This window comes from Neokomagataea thailandica NBRC 106555 (assembly GCF_001598495.1).
GTDB classification, from domain to species: domain Bacteria; phylum Pseudomonadota; class Alphaproteobacteria; order Acetobacterales; family Acetobacteraceae; genus Gluconobacter; species Gluconobacter thailandicus_A.
The window spans coordinates 1-17,996 of the sequence record NZ_BCZB01000025.1; the positions used below are offsets into that span (position 1 = coordinate 1).

General features: G+C 55.4%; 15 protein-coding genes and 1 tRNA gene. 10 read left to right on the forward strand and 6 right to left on the reverse strand.

The genetic code is table 11. From position 1 onward, the window contains the following. Nucleotides 1-102 precede the first annotated feature (102 nt). From tgt to mazG, 3 genes are all read right to left on the reverse strand, one after another. The gene (tgt, locus tag NTH01S_RS08955; protein ID WP_068172772.1) at nt 103-1,245 is read right to left on the reverse strand and encodes a tRNA guanosine(34) transglycosylase Tgt; all 1,143 of its coding nucleotides are present in this window, start codon (nt 1,243-1,245) and stop codon (nt 103-105) included. 32 nt (nt 1,246-1,277) lie between these two features. Next, nucleotides 1,278-2,321, reverse strand: a complete 1,044-nt coding sequence (queA, locus tag NTH01S_RS08960) for a tRNA preQ1(34) S-adenosylmethionine ribosyltransferase-isomerase QueA (RefSeq protein WP_068172670.1) — start codon at nt 2,319-2,321, stop codon at nt 1,278-1,280. 77 nt (nt 2,322-2,398) lie between these two features. Beyond that, entirely contained in the window at nt 2,399-3,184 is a 786-nt protein-coding gene (gene mazG, locus NTH01S_RS08965; RefSeq protein ID WP_068172673.1) for a nucleoside triphosphate pyrophosphohydrolase, read from the reverse strand. 107 nt (nt 3,185-3,291) lie between these two features. Here mazG and argC point away from each other — a divergent pair, with 107 nt between their 5' ends. The 7 genes from argC (at nt 3,292) to NTH01S_RS09000 (ending at nt 10,501) form a co-directional block, all read left to right on the forward strand. Further along, nucleotides 3,292-4,191, forward strand: a complete 900-nt coding sequence (gene argC, locus NTH01S_RS08970; protein ID WP_068172676.1) for an N-acetyl-gamma-glutamyl-phosphate reductase — start codon at nt 3,292-3,294, stop codon at nt 4,189-4,191. A 65-nt stretch (nt 4,192-4,256) separates the two neighbouring features. Further along, nucleotides 4,257-4,340: transfer RNA gene (locus NTH01S_RS08975), tRNA-Leu, on the forward strand. A gap of 53 nt (nt 4,341-4,393) precedes the next feature. Further along, entirely contained in the window at nt 4,394-5,551 is a 1,158-nt protein-coding gene (locus NTH01S_RS08980; protein WP_068172679.1) for a phosphoserine transaminase, read from the forward strand. Then, the gene (locus tag NTH01S_RS08985) at nt 5,548-6,702 is read left to right on the forward strand and encodes an ATP phosphoribosyltransferase regulatory subunit (RefSeq protein ID WP_068172682.1); all 1,155 of its coding nucleotides are present in this window, start codon (nt 5,548-5,550) and stop codon (nt 6,700-6,702) included. The genes NTH01S_RS08980 and NTH01S_RS08985 overlap by 4 nt, the downstream gene beginning before the upstream one ends. Nucleotides 6,703-6,741: 39 nt before the next feature. After that, nucleotides 6,742-8,031 carry an adenylosuccinate synthase gene (locus tag NTH01S_RS08990; protein ID WP_068172685.1) on the forward strand — a complete coding sequence of 430 codons (1,290 nt, stop codon included), beginning with the start codon at nt 6,742-6,744 and terminating at the stop codon, nt 8,029-8,031. A 91-nt stretch (nt 8,032-8,122) separates the two neighbouring features. Next, on the forward strand, nt 8,123-10,060 hold the full coding sequence (locus tag NTH01S_RS08995) for a serine/threonine-protein kinase (RefSeq protein ID WP_068172688.1): 1,938 nt from the start codon (nt 8,123-8,125) through the stop codon (nt 10,058-10,060). Nucleotides 10,061-10,063: 3 nt separating this feature from the next. After that, the gene (locus tag NTH01S_RS09000; RefSeq protein WP_068172691.1) at nt 10,064-10,501 is read left to right on the forward strand and encodes a hypothetical protein; all 438 of its coding nucleotides are present in this window, start codon (nt 10,064-10,066) and stop codon (nt 10,499-10,501) included. A gap of 38 nt (nt 10,502-10,539) precedes the next feature. Here the strand turns inward: NTH01S_RS09000 and ftsY are convergent, their stop codons facing one another. The 3 genes from ftsY to dapF form a co-directional block, all read right to left on the reverse strand. Next, nucleotides 10,540-11,496: a signal recognition particle-docking protein FtsY gene (gene ftsY / locus NTH01S_RS09005; protein WP_068172694.1), complete on the reverse strand. Its 957-nt coding sequence runs from the start codon at nt 11,494-11,496 to the stop codon at nt 10,540-10,542. A 413-nt stretch (nt 11,497-11,909) separates the two neighbouring features. After that, nucleotides 11,910-13,136, reverse strand: a complete 1,227-nt coding sequence (locus NTH01S_RS09010; protein ID WP_068172698.1) for a MiaB/RimO family radical SAM methylthiotransferase — start codon at nt 13,134-13,136, stop codon at nt 11,910-11,912. After that, nucleotides 13,133-13,927 carry a diaminopimelate epimerase gene (gene dapF / locus NTH01S_RS09015; protein WP_068172701.1) on the reverse strand — a complete coding sequence of 265 codons (795 nt, stop codon included), beginning with the start codon at nt 13,925-13,927 and terminating at the stop codon, nt 13,133-13,135. The genes NTH01S_RS09010 and dapF overlap by 4 nt, the downstream gene beginning before the upstream one ends. A 100-nt stretch (nt 13,928-14,027) precedes the next feature. On the opposite strand from dapF, the gene NTH01S_RS09020 reads away from it, so the two are divergent. The 3 genes from NTH01S_RS09020 (at nt 14,028) to NTH01S_RS09030 (ending at nt 17,950) form a co-directional block, all read left to right on the forward strand. Then, entirely contained in the window at nt 14,028-14,678 is a 651-nt protein-coding gene (locus NTH01S_RS09020) for a class I SAM-dependent methyltransferase (protein WP_068172704.1), read from the forward strand. Between the two features lie 179 nt (nt 14,679-14,857). Continuing rightward, nucleotides 14,858-16,669 carry a DEAD/DEAH box helicase gene (locus NTH01S_RS09025; RefSeq protein ID WP_068172707.1) on the forward strand — a complete coding sequence of 604 codons (1,812 nt, stop codon included), beginning with the start codon at nt 14,858-14,860 and terminating at the stop codon, nt 16,667-16,669. 309 nt (nt 16,670-16,978) lie between these two features. After that, the gene (locus NTH01S_RS09030; protein WP_157070923.1) at nt 16,979-17,950 is read left to right on the forward strand and encodes a hypothetical protein; all 972 of its coding nucleotides are present in this window, start codon (nt 16,979-16,981) and stop codon (nt 17,948-17,950) included. The last annotated feature ends 46 nt before the right edge of the window (nt 17,951-17,996 follow it).

The window sequence follows — 17,996 nt, forward strand, 5'->3', positions numbered from 1 at the left end:
GGTGGAAACATTAAGTCTTGTTAATTTTAAATGACGTTTTAGGGTGGCGAGGAAATGGGGTTTATAAGGGAGGGGTTATAATCCCTCCCTTAGGGGGGGTATTTACTGATAAGAAGGCATTGGCCACTCATCTTCGGACCAATCGCCCTGCGCCCAATCGGCTCGCAGTTTAACGGCTAATTCGTTCAATGTTCCATCCACAATAGCGGCGCGAATTTGGCGCATGAGGCGTTGATAATAAGCGAGGTTGTGGAGTGTCAGCAGCATCGGTCCAAGCATTTCTTTGGCGCGGAACAGGTGGTGCAGATAGGCACGGCTGTAGCGTCCAGCCATGGGGCTATCATCATAAGGGGTGATGGGGCGTGTGTCCTCGGCGAAGCGTGCATTACGTAAATTGATAGTTCCGCGCTCAGTATAAGCGCGGGCGGTACGTCCTGCACGTGACGGCATGACGCAGTCGAACATATCGACACCACGCATTACGGCGCCCAGAAGGTCATCGGGGGTGCCGACGCCCATGAGGTAGCGGGCTTTATCCTGCGGCATCATGGGGGTGGTGAAATCGAGGGTGGAGAACATGAGGTCCTGCCCTTCACCCACGGCGAGGCCGCCAATGGCGTAACCTTCAAAGCCGATATCGGTCAGGGCCTTGATGGATTCTGCGCGGAGGTCGCGCTCGGTGCCGCCTTGGACGATGCCGAATTGGCCATAGCCGGGGCGTGCGATGAAGGCTTCACGGGAGCGGGCTGCCCATCGCATGGACATTTCCATGGATTTGCGCAGGGCTTCTGGTGTGGCGGGGAGTGCGGGGCATTCATCGAAAGCCATGGTGATGGTGGCATCCAGCTTATGCTGAATATCTGTGGAGCTTTCGGGGGTGAGGCGGTGTGCGCTGCCATCAATATGGGAGCGGAAGGTGACGCCGTCTTCATCTAATTGGCGTAGTGCGCCGAGGGACATGACTTGGAAGCCGCCGGAATCGGTGAGGATAGGGCCTTGCCAATCCATCATACGGTGCAGGCCGCCGAGCTTTGCCACGCGCTCTGCCGTGGGGCGGAGCATGAGGTGGTAGGTGTTGCCCAGAACAATGCCCGCGCCGGTGGAGCGGACGGAATCCATCATCATACCTTTGACGGTGCCGACAGTGCCGACGGGCATGAAGGTTGGGGTGGGGACGGTGCCGTGGCGTGTGTGCAGGTGGCCTGCACGGGCTTGGCCGCAGGTGCTTTCAGGCGTCCAGACCATTTTATCGGCATGTTGGGAGAAATCAGGCTTGCTCATTCGGCACGCTCCAGCAGGCAGGCATCGCCATAAGAATAAAAACGCATCTCTTCATTGATGGCGCGGGCATAGGCGGCCCGCATGGTGTCTGTTCCGCTAAAGGCGCAGACGAGCATGAAGAGTGTTGAGCGCGGAAGGTGAAAATTGGTCATGAGAAGGTCTACCGCGCGGAAGCGGTATCCGGGGCGGATGAAGATGGAGGTTTCACCGCGCCATGGGTGGACGGTTCCGTCTTCTTGTGCGGCACTTTCCAGAAGGCGCAGGGATGTGGTGCCGACGGCGATGACGCGGCCACCTTTGGCGCGGGTATCGTTGATGAGTTGGGCGGTTTCGGCATCAATTTCACCCCATTCCGCGTGCATGCGGTGCTCTGAGATGGAGGAGCGTACGGGCAGGAAGGTGCCCGCACCGACATGGAGGGTGAGTGTTTTGCGGGTTACGCCGCGTGCATCAAGGGCGGCGAGGAGTTCTGGTGTAAAGTGAAGACCGGCTGTTGGGGCGGCGACTGCGCCGCGCTTGTCTGAGAAGATGGTTTTGTAGTCATCATCATCTTGCTGCGTTGGGCCGGAGGGGCGCTCAATATAGGGGGGGAGTGCGAGTGCGCCCACGCGTTCTAGGAACGCGTCAAAGGCTTCTCCTTCCACGGAGAAGCGCATTTGGACGGCGCCGTCCCCTTCATTTTCGACGATTGTGGCTGTGACCGGATCATCGCCAAAATTGAGGATATCGCCGGAGCGGAGCTTGCGGGAGTTCCGGGCGAGGGCGTGCCAGCTCCCATCCGCTAAAATACGGTCAAGGGTAATGCCAATACGGGCTGTGCCGCGTGTGGCTGAAAGCTGCGCACGGATGACGGCAGTATCATTGGCGATCAGCAGATCGCCTTCCCGGAGGAGCGATGGGAGGTCCCGTACGATGCCGAGGGCGGAGGGGCCTTGTGCAGGAACGTGCAGAAGCTGTGCGCTATCTCTTGGTCGCGCGGGTTCTGTGGCGATGCAGGATCGGGGGAGGTCAAAGTCGAAAGTGGCAAGCTCGTCGGTCATGCTCGGTTCTCTAGCAGGTTCCCGGCGTGCCGAGAATATCGTGGGGTGTTGGGGCGGTGCATCTTTTTTGGGAGTGTTTAGCCCATGCCGGGTTGTTTTTTAACGGCTTTCCAGAGGGCTTCTAGGGTTGGGAGGTCTTGTTCTGGCATGGTTTTGCCGTCTTGGGCGAGGGCGGCTTCCATGGCTTCAAAGCGGCGGGTGAATTTTGCGTTGCTGCGGCGCAGGGCGGCTTCGGGGTCAATGTTCATTTTACGGGCTAGGCTGGCGACGGTGAAAAGAACATCGCCCAGTTCATCTTCTATCCGGTCTGGGTCACCGCCCATTTCGGCTTCGAGTTCTGCAATTTCGCCTTTGACGGCTTGGAACACGCCTTGTGCGTCATCCCAGTCAAAGCCAACACGCTCGGCCCGTGAGCAAATTTTTGCGGCGCGGGAGAGTGCAGGGAGGGAGGCGGCGATGCCTGCGAGGGCACCGAATTCGGCGCGGCCACGGCGTTCGGTTTCTTTGATGTTTTCCCAGTTCCCACGCTCTGCGCCGGGGGAGAAAATATGGGGATGGCGGCGTTCCATTTTGTCGGCAATGGTGCGGGCCACATCGTTAAAGTCGAACTGCCCAGCTTCTTGGGCCATTTGGGCTTGGAATACGACTTGTAGGAGCAAGTCTCCTAACTCATCGGGGAGGGCGTCATGGTCGGCCCGTGCGATGGCGTCCATGACTTCATAGGCTTCTTCAATGGCGAAGGGGGCGATGGTTTGGGGTGTTTGGGCAATATCCCAAGGGCAGCCATTTTGTGGGTCACGGAGGCGGCGCATGATGGTCAGAAGACGGTCTATTTGGCGTTCTTCAGCGTGGGGAGCGGTCATGGCGGGCCCTTGGGGTGAGAGGAAAAGATGACAGTGTCGTCTTCGCTCTCTACAATAAGCCTGACAGAGAATGGACCCCCTAATTCAGGATGGCAGGAGCAAAGCACATGGCGCGGATCTTTATCGATGGTGAGGCAGGGACGACGGGGCTCGGTATTCGCCAGCGTATTGAAGCGTTGCCTGCCGCGTTAGGGTTTGAGATTTTATCGATTGATCCGGCGCTGCGTAAGGATTCTGAGGCGCGTAAAGACATGTTGCGTCAAGCGGATGTGGCGATTTTGTGCTTGCCGGATGATGCGGCGCGTGAGGCTGTGGCCTTGGGTGAAGGGCTGGATGTACGGTTTTTGGACGCATCAACCGCGCATCGGCGTGCGGATGGTTGGGTCTATGGTTTCCCTGAGATGGATGCGGAGCAGTCCGCGCGTGTTGCGGCGGCGCGGCATGTGTCAAACCCGGGGTGCTATCCAACGGGGGCGATTGCTTTGTTGCGGCCTTTGGTGGCGGTAGGTGTGATCCCGGCGGATCATCCGATCTCGATTAATGCGGTATCGGGCTATAGTGGCGCTGGGCGGAGTGCGATTGAAGCGCATGAGCGTGAAGGTGGGCCGGCTTTTTTGCTGTATGGGCTGGGATTACAGCATAAGCATGTGCCGGAAATTCAGCATTATTCAGGGCTGACCCATGCGCCGATCTTTGTGCCGTCTGTTGGGCATTTTGCGCAGGGGATGATTGTTTCCATTCCACTGCATTTGCGGAGTCTGCCAGAAGCGACGACGGCGGCTGAGATCGAAGCAATTTTGCGTAAGACTTATGCGGGTAGTGATGTTGTGCAGGTTCTGTCCGCTGAGCTAACGTTGTTAGCCGATCGTTTGGCGGGCACGGATGCTATGGAGCTTCGGGTGCATAGTGATGGTGAAAAAGTGTTGCTTACGGCGCGTTTAGACAATTTGGGGAAGGGCGCTTCTGGCGCGGCAATCCAAAATTTACGCCTTATGTGCGGGAAATAATGGATTAAGGGGCTTTTGGCCTCTAGCCCTACCTGATGAAATGCAGTATGGTGCCTCCGTTCCATGCGAGTGTGGCGGAACGGTAGACGCAGTCGATTCAAAATCGACCGCCGAAAGGCGTGGGGGTTCGAATCCCCCCTCTCGCACCAGATATTGCCCTGCCTTAATGGCAGGGCATCGAACCGCCCAGCTTGGAACGTTCATGAATAAACCGACCGTAAGACCTCATCGCCCGTTCTTCTCGTCAGGTCCGTGTGCGAAGCGCCCTGGTTGGTCTCTTTCCGCTCTCGATAATGCATTATTAGGTCGGTCTCATCGTGCGCCTGAAGGGCGAGCACGTTTGAAAGATGTTATTGCGCGGTCGCGTGATGTGTTGGGCGTGCCGGATGATTGGCGTGTGGGGGTTGTGCCTGCGTCTGATACTGGGGCTGTTGAGATGATTCTCTGGTCTTTGGCGGGGCAGCGCGGTGTGGATGTGCTCTCTTTTGAGAGTTTTACCGCCACATGGGCTCACGATTTGCGGGATGTTCTCGCGCTCCCAGACATACGTGTTTTTGATGCGCCTTATGGTCAATTGCCGGATTTAACGGCGGTGGACTGGGCGCGCGATGTTGTGTTTGCGTGGAATGGGACGACATCGGGTGTGCGTTTGCCGCATGCGGATGTGATCCCGGTGCAGCATGATGGTTTGGCGATTTGTGATGCCACTTCAGCTGCGTTTGCGATGGATTTGCCGTGGGATCGCCTCGATGTTGTGACGTGGTCTTGGCAAAAAGCGCTGGGCGGGGAAGCGGCCCACGGGATGGTGGCGATTAGCCCACGTGCTGCAGAGCGTTTGCAGCAGCCTGCACCACGGCCTTTGCCTAAGATTTTCCGTCTGGCGAATAAGAAGGGTTTGATTGAGGGTATTTTCGCTGGGGATACCATCAACACGCCGTCCATGCTGTGTGTGGAAGATGCGCTGGATTCTTTGCGCTGGGCGCAGGGTGTGGGCGGTTTGCCAGCGCTGAAGGCGCGTGCGGAAGGCAATCTGGCCGTTATTGCGGCATGGGTTGAGCGTTCTGATTGGATTTCGTTCTTGGCCGAAAAGCCAGAGGAACGGTCTTGCACCTCTATATGCCTGAAAATTACGGCACCGTGGTTTGTGGCGTTAGAGCGTGATGTGCAGATGAAGGTTGTTAAGCATTTGACGGGCCTCGTTGCTGCAGAAGATGCTGGGTATGATCTGGCTTCTTACCGCGATGCGCCGCTTGGGCTGCGCATTTGGGGCGGTGCAACGGTGGAGCGTGCTGATATTGAAACTCTTCTGCCTTGGTTAGACTGGGCGTATGAAGAAACGCGGGAGGCTTTTGCCCCATGAGTTCATTTGACGAAATCCTGACGCAGGATGCTCGTGGTGATGCGCTGCTTCCTTCCGGTTTTGCGGATTTGTTACCGGGAGAGGCGGAAGCGGAAGCACGCGGTATTGCGTGTGTGATGGAAGCTTTTTCACGGCATGGGTATCAGCGGGTTCGTCCGCCGATGCTGGAGTTTGAAAATGCGCTGCTGAATGGTGCGGGTTCGGCGTTGCAAAATCAGACCTTCCGTCTGATGGATCCGAACTCCCATCGTATGATGGCGCTGCGCCCGGATATGACGACGCAAATTGCGCGTATTGCGCAGATTCGTTTGGCGGATGCGCCACGGCCTTTGCGTTTATCGTATTCTGGCAGCTGCATTGTCGTTGGTACGCCGGGGCGGGAGACGGATCGTCAGGTGTCTCAAGCCGGTATTGAGTTGATCGGTCCGGATTCTGCTGTGGCGGATGCTGAAGTGATTGCGCTGGGTGCGCAGGCTTTGGATGAGCTGGGCATTGCGGATGTTTCGTTTGATCTGTCCATGCCAGCTCTGGCGCTGGGTGTGATTGACGGAGCGATTGCGGAAAAGGACCGTGCGGCGCTTTTGCACGCACTGGACCGTAAAGATGCTGGTGCTGTGGCGGAACTGGGTGGTTCGATTGCGGAGACGCTGTTGGCGTTGTTGCGAGCGGCTGGGCCAGCAGATCGTGCGCTAGAGATTTTGCGTGGTTTGGCCTTGCCGGAAGCTGTGCGTCCGCATTTGGAACGTTTGGTTGAATCCATCGCAGCGCTGCGTGCGCGTCGTCCCGGTATTCGTTTGACTATTGATCCGGTGGAATTCCGTGGGTGGCAATATCATACGGGATTGTGCGTCACGGTGTTTGCTGTGGGTTCACGTGAGGAATTGGGGCGTGGTGGGCGTTACCTGGCGGGCTCAGAGCCTGCATGTGGTTTGACGTTGCGTCCACAAGCTTTGTTACGTGCGGCCCCGCTTCCCCCCGCGCGCCCGCGCTGCTATGTGCCGCTGGAGATATCCGGTGATGCGCTTTCAGCGTTGCACACTCAAGGTTTTGCAACGGTATCTGCTTTGGCGCAGGATGCGCAGCTTGAGGCGGAAGCGTTGCGTTTGTCTTGCACGCATTTTTGGCGTGATGGCGCGGCTCACGCGCTGTAATCTGTTGTTCGTTTTTGATTCTTCGAGGAAAGCAAGCCCATGTCCAACGTCACCGTAATCGGCACCCAATGGGGCGATGAGGGTAAAGGTAAGATTGTGGACTGGCTTGCCAGCCGCGCCGATATCGTTGTGCGTTTCCAAGGCGGCCATAATGCGGGTCATACGCTGGTGGTGGGTGAGCAGGTTTACAAGCTTTCTCTGCTGCCATCCGGCCTAGTACGCGGCAAGGTTGGTGTGATCGGGAATGGTGTGGTTGTTGACCCCCATGCACTGATGACCGAAATCGACCGTGTGAGCGCGCAAGGTCTGGTCGTGAATCCAGAAACCTTGTGGATTGCTGAGACAGCGCCGTTGATTCTGCCTGTGCATGGTGCGCTGGATCGTGCGCGTGAAGCGGCGCGTGGTGAGCATAAGATCGGCACAACGGGCCGTGGTATTGGTCCGGCTTATGAAGATAAGGTGGCGCGTCGTGCACTTCGTATCTGTGATTTGTCTGAGCCAGAAACGCTGGACTGGAAGCTGGATGAGTTGTTGTTGCACCACAACACGCTTCTGGCAGGTTTAGGGGCAGATACCTTCTCGAAGGAAGAGATCAAGGCATGGTTGGCTGAAATTGCGCCGCGTCTTTTGTCTTTCGCGTGCCCGGTTTGGGACCGTTTGGATGAAGCACGTCGCGCTGGCCGTCGTATCCTGTTTGAAGGTGCTCAGGCTGTCATGCTGGACGTGGATCATGGCACGTACCCGTATGTGACGAGTTCGAACACCATTGCGGCTGTTGCGGCATCTGGTTCGGGCGTGGGCCCGTCTTCCATCGGTTTTGTGCTGGGTATTGCAAAAGCATACACGACGCGCGTTGGTGAAGGTCCGTTCCCGACAGAACTGCATGATGATATTGGCCGTACGATTGGTGAGCGTGGTCATGAATTCGGTACGGTAACGGGGCGTTCACGCCGTTGTGGTTGGTTTGATGCTGTGATGGTACGCCGTGCATGCCGCGTTGGTGGTGTGTCGGGCATTGCGTTGACCAAGCTTGATATTCTGGATGGTCTGGACGAAATTTCCATCTGCACCGGGTATGAGTTGGACGGAGAGAAGATCAACTTCTTCCCATCTGCTCCGGGTGCGCAGGCGCGGGTACGCCCTGTTTATGAAACGATGCCGGGCTGGCAGGAAACAACGGCCGGAGCGCGTTCATGGGCAGAACTGCCAGCGCAAGCGATCAAATATGTGCGCCGCATTGAAGAGCTGATTGAAGCGCCGGTGACGTTGCTTTCAACCAGTCCAGAGCGTGATGACACCATCCTGATGCGTGATCCGTTCGAAGACTAATTGCTGAAGTTATAACCTCCCCTGTTAACGCTCCATCAAGGGTTCTTCTGGTATTATAGGCTGGAAGAGCCGTTGGGGGCGGTGAAGGGGTATGGTTGCGGCAGATAAGATTCTTATTGGCGGGCGTTATAATGTCCGCTTAGACCGGCCGAAGCCCCCAATGGGGGGATGCGATGCGTATGAGGCGCATGATGTCAGTATGCCGGCTGCGCCGTTATTGGCGCTTGCTCCCCAAACTTTGCGGGCACGATGGCCCGAATATGCGTTATACCGCCATGAAAGTGTGATTCCGCTTCAGGCGCAGGAATATCATGATGGTGCATTATGGGTGATGTGTTCACCCTTGCCGGGGCCGCCCTTATCTGTTGGTTTTACGCCTTGGCCTGAGAGCCAACTGATTGAGAGCGTTATTCGGCCTATTGCTGAATTGCTGATGCATCTTGATGGTCTGGGCATGACCTGTCGGGCATTACGGCCGGATAATGTCTTTCAAGAGCAGGGGAGCCGTCGGCTTTTTTTGGGACCTTTGGGCTTGACGCCGCCTGCTGTGCATCAGCCTGTTGTGTTTGAGCCATTATCGTCTGCGGTGTGTGCACCTCATCAGCGTGGTGACGGCACAATTGCGTGTGATGTCTTTGCGCTTGGCGTGATGATTTTAATGCTGTGTACGGGCAAGGTTCCCTTAGAGGGCTTGTCTGATGAAGAAATTGTACAGCGCCGTTTTGAGCGTGGGTCTGCGGCAGTATATATGGCGGGTGCGACGATCCCTGTCGGTTTGGTGTCGTTGTTGCAGGCGATGTTATCTGACACGCCAGCTTATCGGCCAGCACCGAAGGATTTGGTGACGATTGCGCCAAGTAAAATGTTTTCGTCACGTAGTCGGATTTTGGCGCGGGTGCCTTTGGTTATTGAGGGGTATGCTTTGCGGACACCGCAAGCGGTTGCGTGGTTTGCGGGGCGGTATCCGGATACGTTTTTATCACTTTTGAAGCGGCGTGTGATTGGTAAATGGCTGCATCATGAATTGGATCTTGTGGATGTCGCTCGCCACATAGAACGTTTGGTGGTTGTTGGTGGTGTTGTTGGGGCGGTGAGTTCCAAGACATGGATTCTGATGCAGGCGGTATCATTGCTGGACCCGACGGCTCCGTTATGTTGGGGGGAGCGGTGGTTTTGGCCGCAGGCTTTGCCGCACATGATGGCCAATGCTTGGCGAGAGGGTGAGGATTCGGTCATGCGGCGGGATGTCTTTGGTTTTGTAGGGCTTTTGATTGCTACGCCGGATTTAGTGAATAAGGCGCAGCTCTCCCCATTGTTAAAGCAGCCATTACAGCATTTTTTACGTTTAGCCCGGCAGTCTTCTGTTAAAGGTCAGGAGCAGGCGCGGCGTATTGTGTATCACGCGAATCACTACCAGCCCTGCTTGTCGGATCAATGTTGGGATCAACGGATTATTCAATCGGTTGGTTTGGTGTGTTGGTTGGAAAAGCACTGTGCTGAGCAGGGAAGTTTTCCGGGAGGGGCTTTGCTGGATAAGCACATGCGCAGTTTTTTAAATGTACACGCAACATTAGGGTTTATGCGCTCGATTGCAGATGTGCATGTGGCGGGGCGTGCGGTGTGGGTGTCAGATTTACAGATGATTGCGCGTGTGCAGCAGATGTCCGATATGGGGCCATTGTCGCATATTGCACAAAAAGCTTTGCCTTATTTGCAGGAAGAGTTGAGTGCGTGGCGGAGCAAAACAGTACGAGAGCATAAATCTGAGCAGCTTGCACAATTAGTGGAACGTGGTGACCTCGGGGCGTTGTTAAGTTTTGTGCAAGATCCGTCTGATTTGGGGCGTGATCAGGCGCAAGCGCAGGAGGCGGAGCATGAAGTGGAGACGATCCGTGCTTATATTGCGTGTGAGGCGGAGAGGCTGAGTGCTACGCAAAAACAGGCACGGAATTTAGGAGAGTTTTGTTGTTTGGTGGTTGGCATCGTGGTGGCGATGTCGAGCATTTGGTATGAGTTTTGTGGGCATTAGACCATGAAGCGTGGTGCGGTATTCCCTGACTTGCGATGGTGGCATGGTCTCTTTCTAGGGGTTGGTGTGATGTATTGCCCCGGTGTTGTGTTGGTGCTGTGCGTCTTGCTGTTGCCTGTTGCGGTTTTAATGATGATCGACACGCGAGCGGATCGTCAGCGCTTGGTGATTATGTTGTTTTATATTGGCGCGGTGATGGTACGCCCTTTGCACCATGTGTGGGGAGGGCGTGCGGCCTGGCCTGTATGTGTGCAGATTGTAGAGGACGAAAAGCTCTTAATTCTAGACTGGTGCGCTTTAGCGTTTGCGTGGTTTGTGGCTGAGGCTTCTACCGTTGTAGCGCGGTTTATAGGGGGGCAGCGCTTGCGTGTGGAGCGGGTGAGGTTAGAGAAAAGGGTTACGGCGTTGGAGGAAGAATGGGGGCTGTCTTCTGTGCGTTGAGGGGGGTACGGTGAGGTGTTGCCTCACCGTGTGTTGTATTAGGTTTCGTTACTTTCGGGCTGGGTTTCCACTAAGCGGGCGGCGAGGTCACTATCGCCCCCGACGAGGCCTCGGGCGTATTCTTCTGCGAGGAAGGGGCGGAGGTCTTCTACTTGTTCACCGACGCCGACCAGATGGACGGGCAGACCAAATTGCTCAGCGAGGGCAACGACAATGCCACCACGCGCGGAGCCGTCCAGTTTAGTGACGATCAGGCCGGTGACGTTGACCAATTCGCGGAAGACGCGGACCTGTTCAATGGCGTTTTGGCCGGTTGTGGCATCAAGTACGAGTAGCACGGAGTGAGGAGCTGTTTCGTCAAACTTCCGCATGACGCGGATGATTTTGGCGAGTTCTTCCATGAGTGCGCTTTTATTGTGTAAGCGCCCTGCGGTGTCGATGAGGAGAAGGTCCGCGTGTTCTTCTGTTGCGCGTTTGAGGCCGTCAAATGCGAGGCCCGCGGCATCAGCGCCATGTTTGCCGGAGATGACGGGTACGTTGCTACGCTTTCCCCAAACGTCTAATTGTTCGACGGCAGCGGCGCGGAACGTATCGCCCGCGACGAGCATGACTTTCTTGCCTTCTTCGGAATAATGGCGGGCCATTTTGCCGATGGTTGTAGTTTTACCAACGCCGTTGACACCGACGACCAGCACGACATGCGGCTTACGGTTGGTATCAATTGTGAAGGGTTGTGCGACGGGATTGAGAACCTGCGCAATCTCATGGGCGAGAGCTTCACGGATTTCATCGCTGGTGACGTCTTTTCCGAAGCGAGAACGCCGGAAATTTTCGATGACGCGTTGTGCGATTGCGGGGCCGAGATCGGCTGCAATGAGCTCGTCCTCAAGTTCCTCAAGTGCAGCTTCGTCGAGCCGACGATGCGTAAAGACCGCGCCAAGCCGTGCGCTTGAACGGGACAAACCCTGTTTTAGTCGAGAGAAAAATCCAGCCATACTTGGGAGTTCGGACAGGTTGGGCTTCGCGTCAAGCCTTGGAAGGGGATTTTGGGAATTTTCTCATGTGTTTTGGTGTGATGGGTTCTTTTTTTGAAGAAAAACAGAAAGAAAAGCTCTGTTGCTGTGGAGGCATTTTATTATTTTTTGGAAAAAAGAACCAAAAAACTTTTGATTGTTGGGGCCCCATATTTTCCTGTTTTTGGGAACAGTGACGCAAGTGTCTTGGAGTTTATGACGGCAAAGCTTCACAAATCATTGGAACATGAAAGCTCATTAGAACAGAGCTAAGCATCACTATGATCACCTAAAGCATTGCGTATAAATGGATAAGGAGGTTTTGCTTTTTTAAGCAAAAAGAATAACTTACGGCGATACACTCCCTCATTTTCAAGACGGACAGAAGGAGCGCCTTAGCCCTGTAGGATGCCGAAGAGCGTTCCGTTTTCGGCATATTCGACATGAATGGGGGCCAGAGTGCCGCGTGGGGGGGATGTTTCTGGGTCGATCAAGCGGAATGGGGCGAAGCTGGCAATATGGCCTTGGGCAGGGGTTTCAATGAGTACGGCTTGTTGCGTGCCGACAAATTGCGTCAGGAACTCGGTTTTATTGCGTTCACCAGCGTCACGCAGCAGTGCAGCGCGGGCTTGGCGTTCTGCATTGGGGACGGCGGGCATACGGGCTGCGGGTGTTTCTGGGCGTTCGCTGTAAGGGAAGACGTGCAGGAAAGGGATTTTCTGCGTTTCAATGAAGGATAGAGTTTCCTGAAATAGCGTATCGGTTTCCGTTGGGAAGCCTGCGATGAGGTCTGCACCAATGCCGATTTCTGGGCGGATGGCGCGGATGCGGTCCAAGCTATGGGCGACGCTGCGGGTGGTGTGGCGGCGCTTCATGCGTTTGAGGATCAGGTCAGAGCCAGCCTGTAGGGAGAGGTGTAGGTGCGGCATGAGGCGTGGCTCATTCTCAAGAAGCCACCAGAGGTCAGAATCGCCTTTGTCTGGGTCGAGTACGACGGGGTCTACTGAGGAAAGGCGTAGGCGCTGGAGGGCTGGGAGTTCTTTTAAGAGGGAGCGACAAATATGGCCAAAGCCTTCACCGTTGGGGCCGCGCCATGAGGCTACGTCTACACCCGTGAGGACAATTTCTAGGTGGCCAGCATCGACGAGGGCTTGAGCGCGTTCGAGTGCTTCTGGCAGGGGGGTGGAGCGTGAATCGCCACGGCCATAGGGAATGATGCAGAAGGTGCAGCGGTGATCGCAGCCTTGCTGTACTTGCAAGAGGGCGCGGGCATGGCGTGAGGGCGGTGTGCTGGGCCGTTTTGCTTGTGCTTGCGGGGTGCCCCAATGTTTGGGGTTTAGCTTATCGGTGTTTTTGACCACGCGGGAGACGCCGGGAAGGGCCGTCCATTTTTCTTCCGCGACTTCAGACGCGCAACCGGTGACGACAATTTTGGCATTGGGGTTTTCGCGGTGAGCGCGGCGGATGGCTTGGCGTGCTTGGCGCTCTGCGGTGGCGGTGACCGCGCAGGTATTGACGATGATGGTGTCTTTGGCGTTTTCGCCTTCTGCCAGATGCGCCATGACGTCACTTTCATGGGCGTTGAGTCGGCAGCCAAAGGTGAGGACTTTTGGGGACGTCATGAGAGTGTTCCCTCAAAAACGCGGGTGGCAGGGCCAGTCATCCAGACGGTGCCGTCAGCGCGCCAGTCAATATGCAGTGTGCCGCCATCGACATCGACTGTGCAGGCGCGTTCTGTCAGGCCGCGCCGGGCTGCGTTGACGACAGCAGCGCAAGCGCCGGAACCGCAGGCTGGGGTGAGGCCTGCGCCACGCTCCCAGACACGCAAGCGCATATGTGTTGGGGAGAGGATTTCTGCAAAGCCGATATTAGCGCGTTCTGGAAAAAGGGGGGCGTGTTCAAGAATGGGGCCGAGGGTTTCAGCGTCTTGGATGCCATGAAAGAGGGTGGCGTGTGGGTTACCCATAGAGCAGGCCGCCGCGGGATGTGGGGTGATGTCCTGCACAGGCAGGTCCAGCGTGTCACACGCGTGGTTGAGAGGGATTTCCTTCCAGTCCAAGCGTGGTGCACCCATATTGACGGTGATGAGGTCGCCTTGCCGAGTGGTAGAGAGGAGGCCTGCTTGTGTTTGGAGTGTGGGGGCTGAGAGATCCTGTAAGTAGAGGGCGACGCAGCGTGAGGCATTACCGCATGCGCCGGCTTCTGAACCATCCGGGTTGAAAAAGCGCACAAAAACATCGGCCCCGTCGCGTGTGGGGGCGTTGAGCAGGACCAGTTGATCACAGCCGATTCCCAATCTCCGGTCGCAGAGATGTTTAATCATATCTGTGCTGGGCACAGAGTGAGAGTGGCGTGTGTCGATAACAACAAAATCGTTACCGAGTCCGTGCATTTTCGTGAAGGATAGAGTCATGGCGGGGGTCTTCTAGCGCATGTGGCGGGTTGACGCACGGAGAACATGATTTACGGGAGAGGGGATTTTGAGTGACCTGATGATAGAGGGGAGTGGTGCGATGAGTAAGGTAGAGCAGATTGAAGGGTTCCATGCTGCGGCCTTTACGCGCGTTGATGATGCGCCGGATGCGGCGTTTTATGCGGATCGTTTGCCCGATACATTGATGGATTTGGGGGCGCGTACGGCGGTTACGGCCTTGTATCAGACAGCGTTGCCGGTTGGGGGGCGTGTTCTGGATCTGATGGCTGGATCTTTGAGCCATTATCCGGAAGAGGCAAAGTTTTCTGAGGCGACAGGGCTGGGGGTGACGAAAACAACCCTTGAAGCGAATCCTGTTTTGACGAAACGTAAAGTGCAGGATTTAAACGAAAATCCGATTCTTCCCTTTGAAGATCAGAGTTTAGATGCGGTGACGCTCTGCGATGGTGTGGCGTATTTGACCCAGCCTTTAGCCGTTTTTGATGAGCTACACCGTGTGTTAAAGCCCGGTGCACCGCTGATTGTGACGTTTGGGGATAGCTTCTATCCACAGAAGGCCGTTGCGCTTTGGCAGGCCTTGGAAGCAGAAGATCGTAGCCGTCTGATAAGTATTCTGCTATCTCGTGCTGGATTCGTGGATCTTGATACAGGGGAAGTGGTCCCTCCAGAAGATCTTAACGGCTGGCACGACACGGTTCGTGCCTTGATTGGGCGTCGTTCACGCGATTAAACATGCCTAATTGATCGTTCACGCGGCGAAGAGCTGTGCTGGAGGGGGGATGTCAGGAGGGGGCAGACCAATACCTTTCGGTATTTTACTGGCTTTTTGACGCATAAGTCTCTATCCCACCCCTCCCTGCCGCCGCATTTTTTGACGTCGGCGTGACGTTTGTCGAGTAATTGTTGCCCATGTTGTCTTCCGATATCCATCCCGCACTCAAACGCGCGCTTGAAGCACGCGGTTACGAACAGCTTACGCCTGTTCAGGAAGCTGTTTTACAGCCGGGACTTGATGAGCGGGATCTGCTGGTGTCGGCTCAGACAGGATCAGGCAAAACGGTTGCTTTTGGCATCGCGATTGCGCCGACTCTCCTGGGTGAAGCTGAGCGTCTTGCACCATCCCCGCAGCCTATGGCGCTTGTTATTGCCCCAACGCGTGAACTCGCGATTCAGGTGCAAAATGAGCTTGAATGGCTTTATGCTGATACTGGTGCACGTATTGCGAGCTGCATTGGTGGTACCGATGCGCGCCGTGAAGCACGTGAACTGAACCGTGGCGCCCATATCGTTGTGGGAACGCCGGGCCGTTTGTGTGATCACCTCTCCCGTGGTGCCCTTGATCTGAGCGCTGTGCGTTGCGTCGTACTCGACGAAGCGGATGAGATGCTCGATATGGGCTTCCGTGATGAGTTGGAGCAGTTGCTGGATGGTGCTCCGGCTGAGCGTCGTACGTTGCTGTTCTCTGCGACAATCGCGCGTGAAATTGTGTCTCTGGCAAAGCGTTACCAGAAGAATGCTGCACGTGTTGATACGGTTAGCGGTGCGAAGCAGCATAGCGATATTACGTATCGTGCGGTTGTGACGGCTCCTCAGGAAATCGAACGTTCTTTGGTGAATGTTCTGCGTTTCTATGAAAGCCCAACGGCGATGGTGTTCTGTAACACCCGTATGATGGTAAATCAGGTTCAGGCCGCTCTGTTAGAGCGTGGCTTTGCATCAGTCGCTATCTCTGGTGAGATGGGACAAAATGAGCGTAGCCGCGCTATTGAGAGCCTGCGTTCTGGTCAAGCCCGTGTGTGTGTTGCGACGGACGTTGCGGCACGTGGTATTGACGTACCAGCGCTGAATCTTGTGATTCATGCGAGCATTCCAACATCAGCCGAAACGCTGCTGCACCGTTCAGGTCGTACCGGTCGTGCGGGCCGTAAGGGTACCAGCGTTGTGATGGTGCCGTTCAGCCAGCGCCGTCGTGCTGAGCGTCTTTTGGCATTGGCAAAGCTGAATGCATCATGGGATGCTGTTCCAACGGCAGACGCGATTGCAGAGCAGGATGCACAGCGTTTGCTTGAAGACCCAATTTTGACGGCAGCTTCTGGTGAAACAGATGATGCGCTGGTCACGAAGATTGCGGAAACGCATGACGCGAAGGCTTTGGCAGGAGCATTGGTTGGTATGTACCGTGCGCGTCTGCCAGGTGTTGAAGCGCTGCGTCCTGTTTCTATTGAGGCACCGCGTCGTGAACGTGGCGAGCGTGGTGAGCGCGCAGAACGCGCACCGCGTGAAGAGCGCGTTATGGCTGGCCAGTGGTTCCGTATGGGTGTAGGTCGCACGGAGCGTGCAGATCCGAAGTGGCTGATCCCGCTGATTTGCCGTTTGGGTGGTGTGCAGAAGCGTGAAATCGGTAGCATCCGTATTGATCAAGAGCAGACACACTTCCAAATCGCGGATGAAAGCGTTGATCGCTTTAAGTCCTGCCTTGCTGGTGCAGATGCTGATGAAGTGACGATTGAAGCGTCAGAAGCGCCACAGGGTGGTGGCTACGGTGCGCGTGGTCGTAATCCGGGCGAAGGCAAGCGTTTTGGTAAGGGTGGCCCACGTGGTGGTGCTGGTGGTGGCTATAAGGGCCGTGGTGGCGCAGGTCCGAACCGCTCCCGCCCAGAAGGCGGCTCACGTGGCGGCCGCCCGACAGGTGATGGCTCTAGTCGTCGCCGTCGTCCATAATGAAAACGAAATAAAACTTTTTCTTTTACTTTAAAGAAAGAGTTGTTTTCTCTGATATTCCTTGCCACTAAAGTCATGGTGGTAGGGAAAAGCAGTGCCACCACCATGCGGTGGGAGCCGTCATGTCCTCGGGATGTGGCGGTTTTTTATTATAGAGCAATATTTGTATCAAATAGCCTGCTGAGATGCAGTGTTTATTTGTACTGTTTTTTGCAGCGATTTCACAAACATTGCTCATCTCGATAATGTTTGAGGAGATGATGATTGACGTTCTGCACGTATCTTAAAAAGAATAGGTTTTCTTTTAGGTTGTGTTCAGAGCAGAGGTTAAAATCCTTCGCTATTATTGCTGTGTTATTTTCGGCTGGTGTTGCTCAGGCGAATGACCAGCGTCAGTCCTTAAATGACTTTTGGGTGACTGGGTCGTTGTATTCCTCGACGGCGGCGACCCTGCCACAAGGGAGTGCGTTCTTTGAGCCGTATTTATGGAATGTGATGTCTTACGGCACGTACTCGGCCAGAGGTCAGCATCAGTCAGGGCCAGTGGTGAATCATGTACGCTCTTTTAACCCACTTTATTATGGCTTGACCTCGAACCTTATGGTCGGGGTCAAGGCTAATTTTGGCTATAATAGTAGCCGTGCTTTTGCACCATATCGTGGGATTCACGTCGGTGATGTTGCTGTGAAAATGCAATATCGGATTTGGCATCCGCCGAAGGAAAGCTCTTTGCCGACAGTGTCGTTGGACTTTCAAGAAACACTACCGGTTGAGCGTATTGACCATCTATCAGAATCTGCGAACCCGATTGGGTCGGGTGTGTTTAGTGAGCAGCTTTCGGTTTTTGCACAGTCTTATGTCTGGTTGCCGAATGGTCGCTTAGATCGTGTGCGGTTGAATTACTCTTATGTTGTGCCGACGGGGCGCCATCTTGAAGGGCGTTCTGTTTATGGAACATTGCCGGGTTTTGAAGGGCATGTTTCCGTTGGGCAGGGTTCGGTGTTTAATCTGTCAAACGAGTACAGCATTACCAAGCATTGGGTTTTTGCGACGGATTTTATCGTGTCGCAGAGTGATGCTGTGCGTGTGCATGGACGGAGCAAGGGGGGGAGTGTGTTCCAAGATAATGCGCCGGCTTCTTACTCGCTCATGATTGCGCCAGCTTTGGAGTATAATATTACGGGGATGGTGGGTGTGATCGCAGGTGCGGGCATCACATTCCAAGGGCGTAATACGGCTGCGAGTATAACGCCGATGCTGGCGGTGAACTGGAGTTTGTAACGCTTGGTTCGTCGTTTTTTATGAGGGTGGATAGGCTGCCCCAATG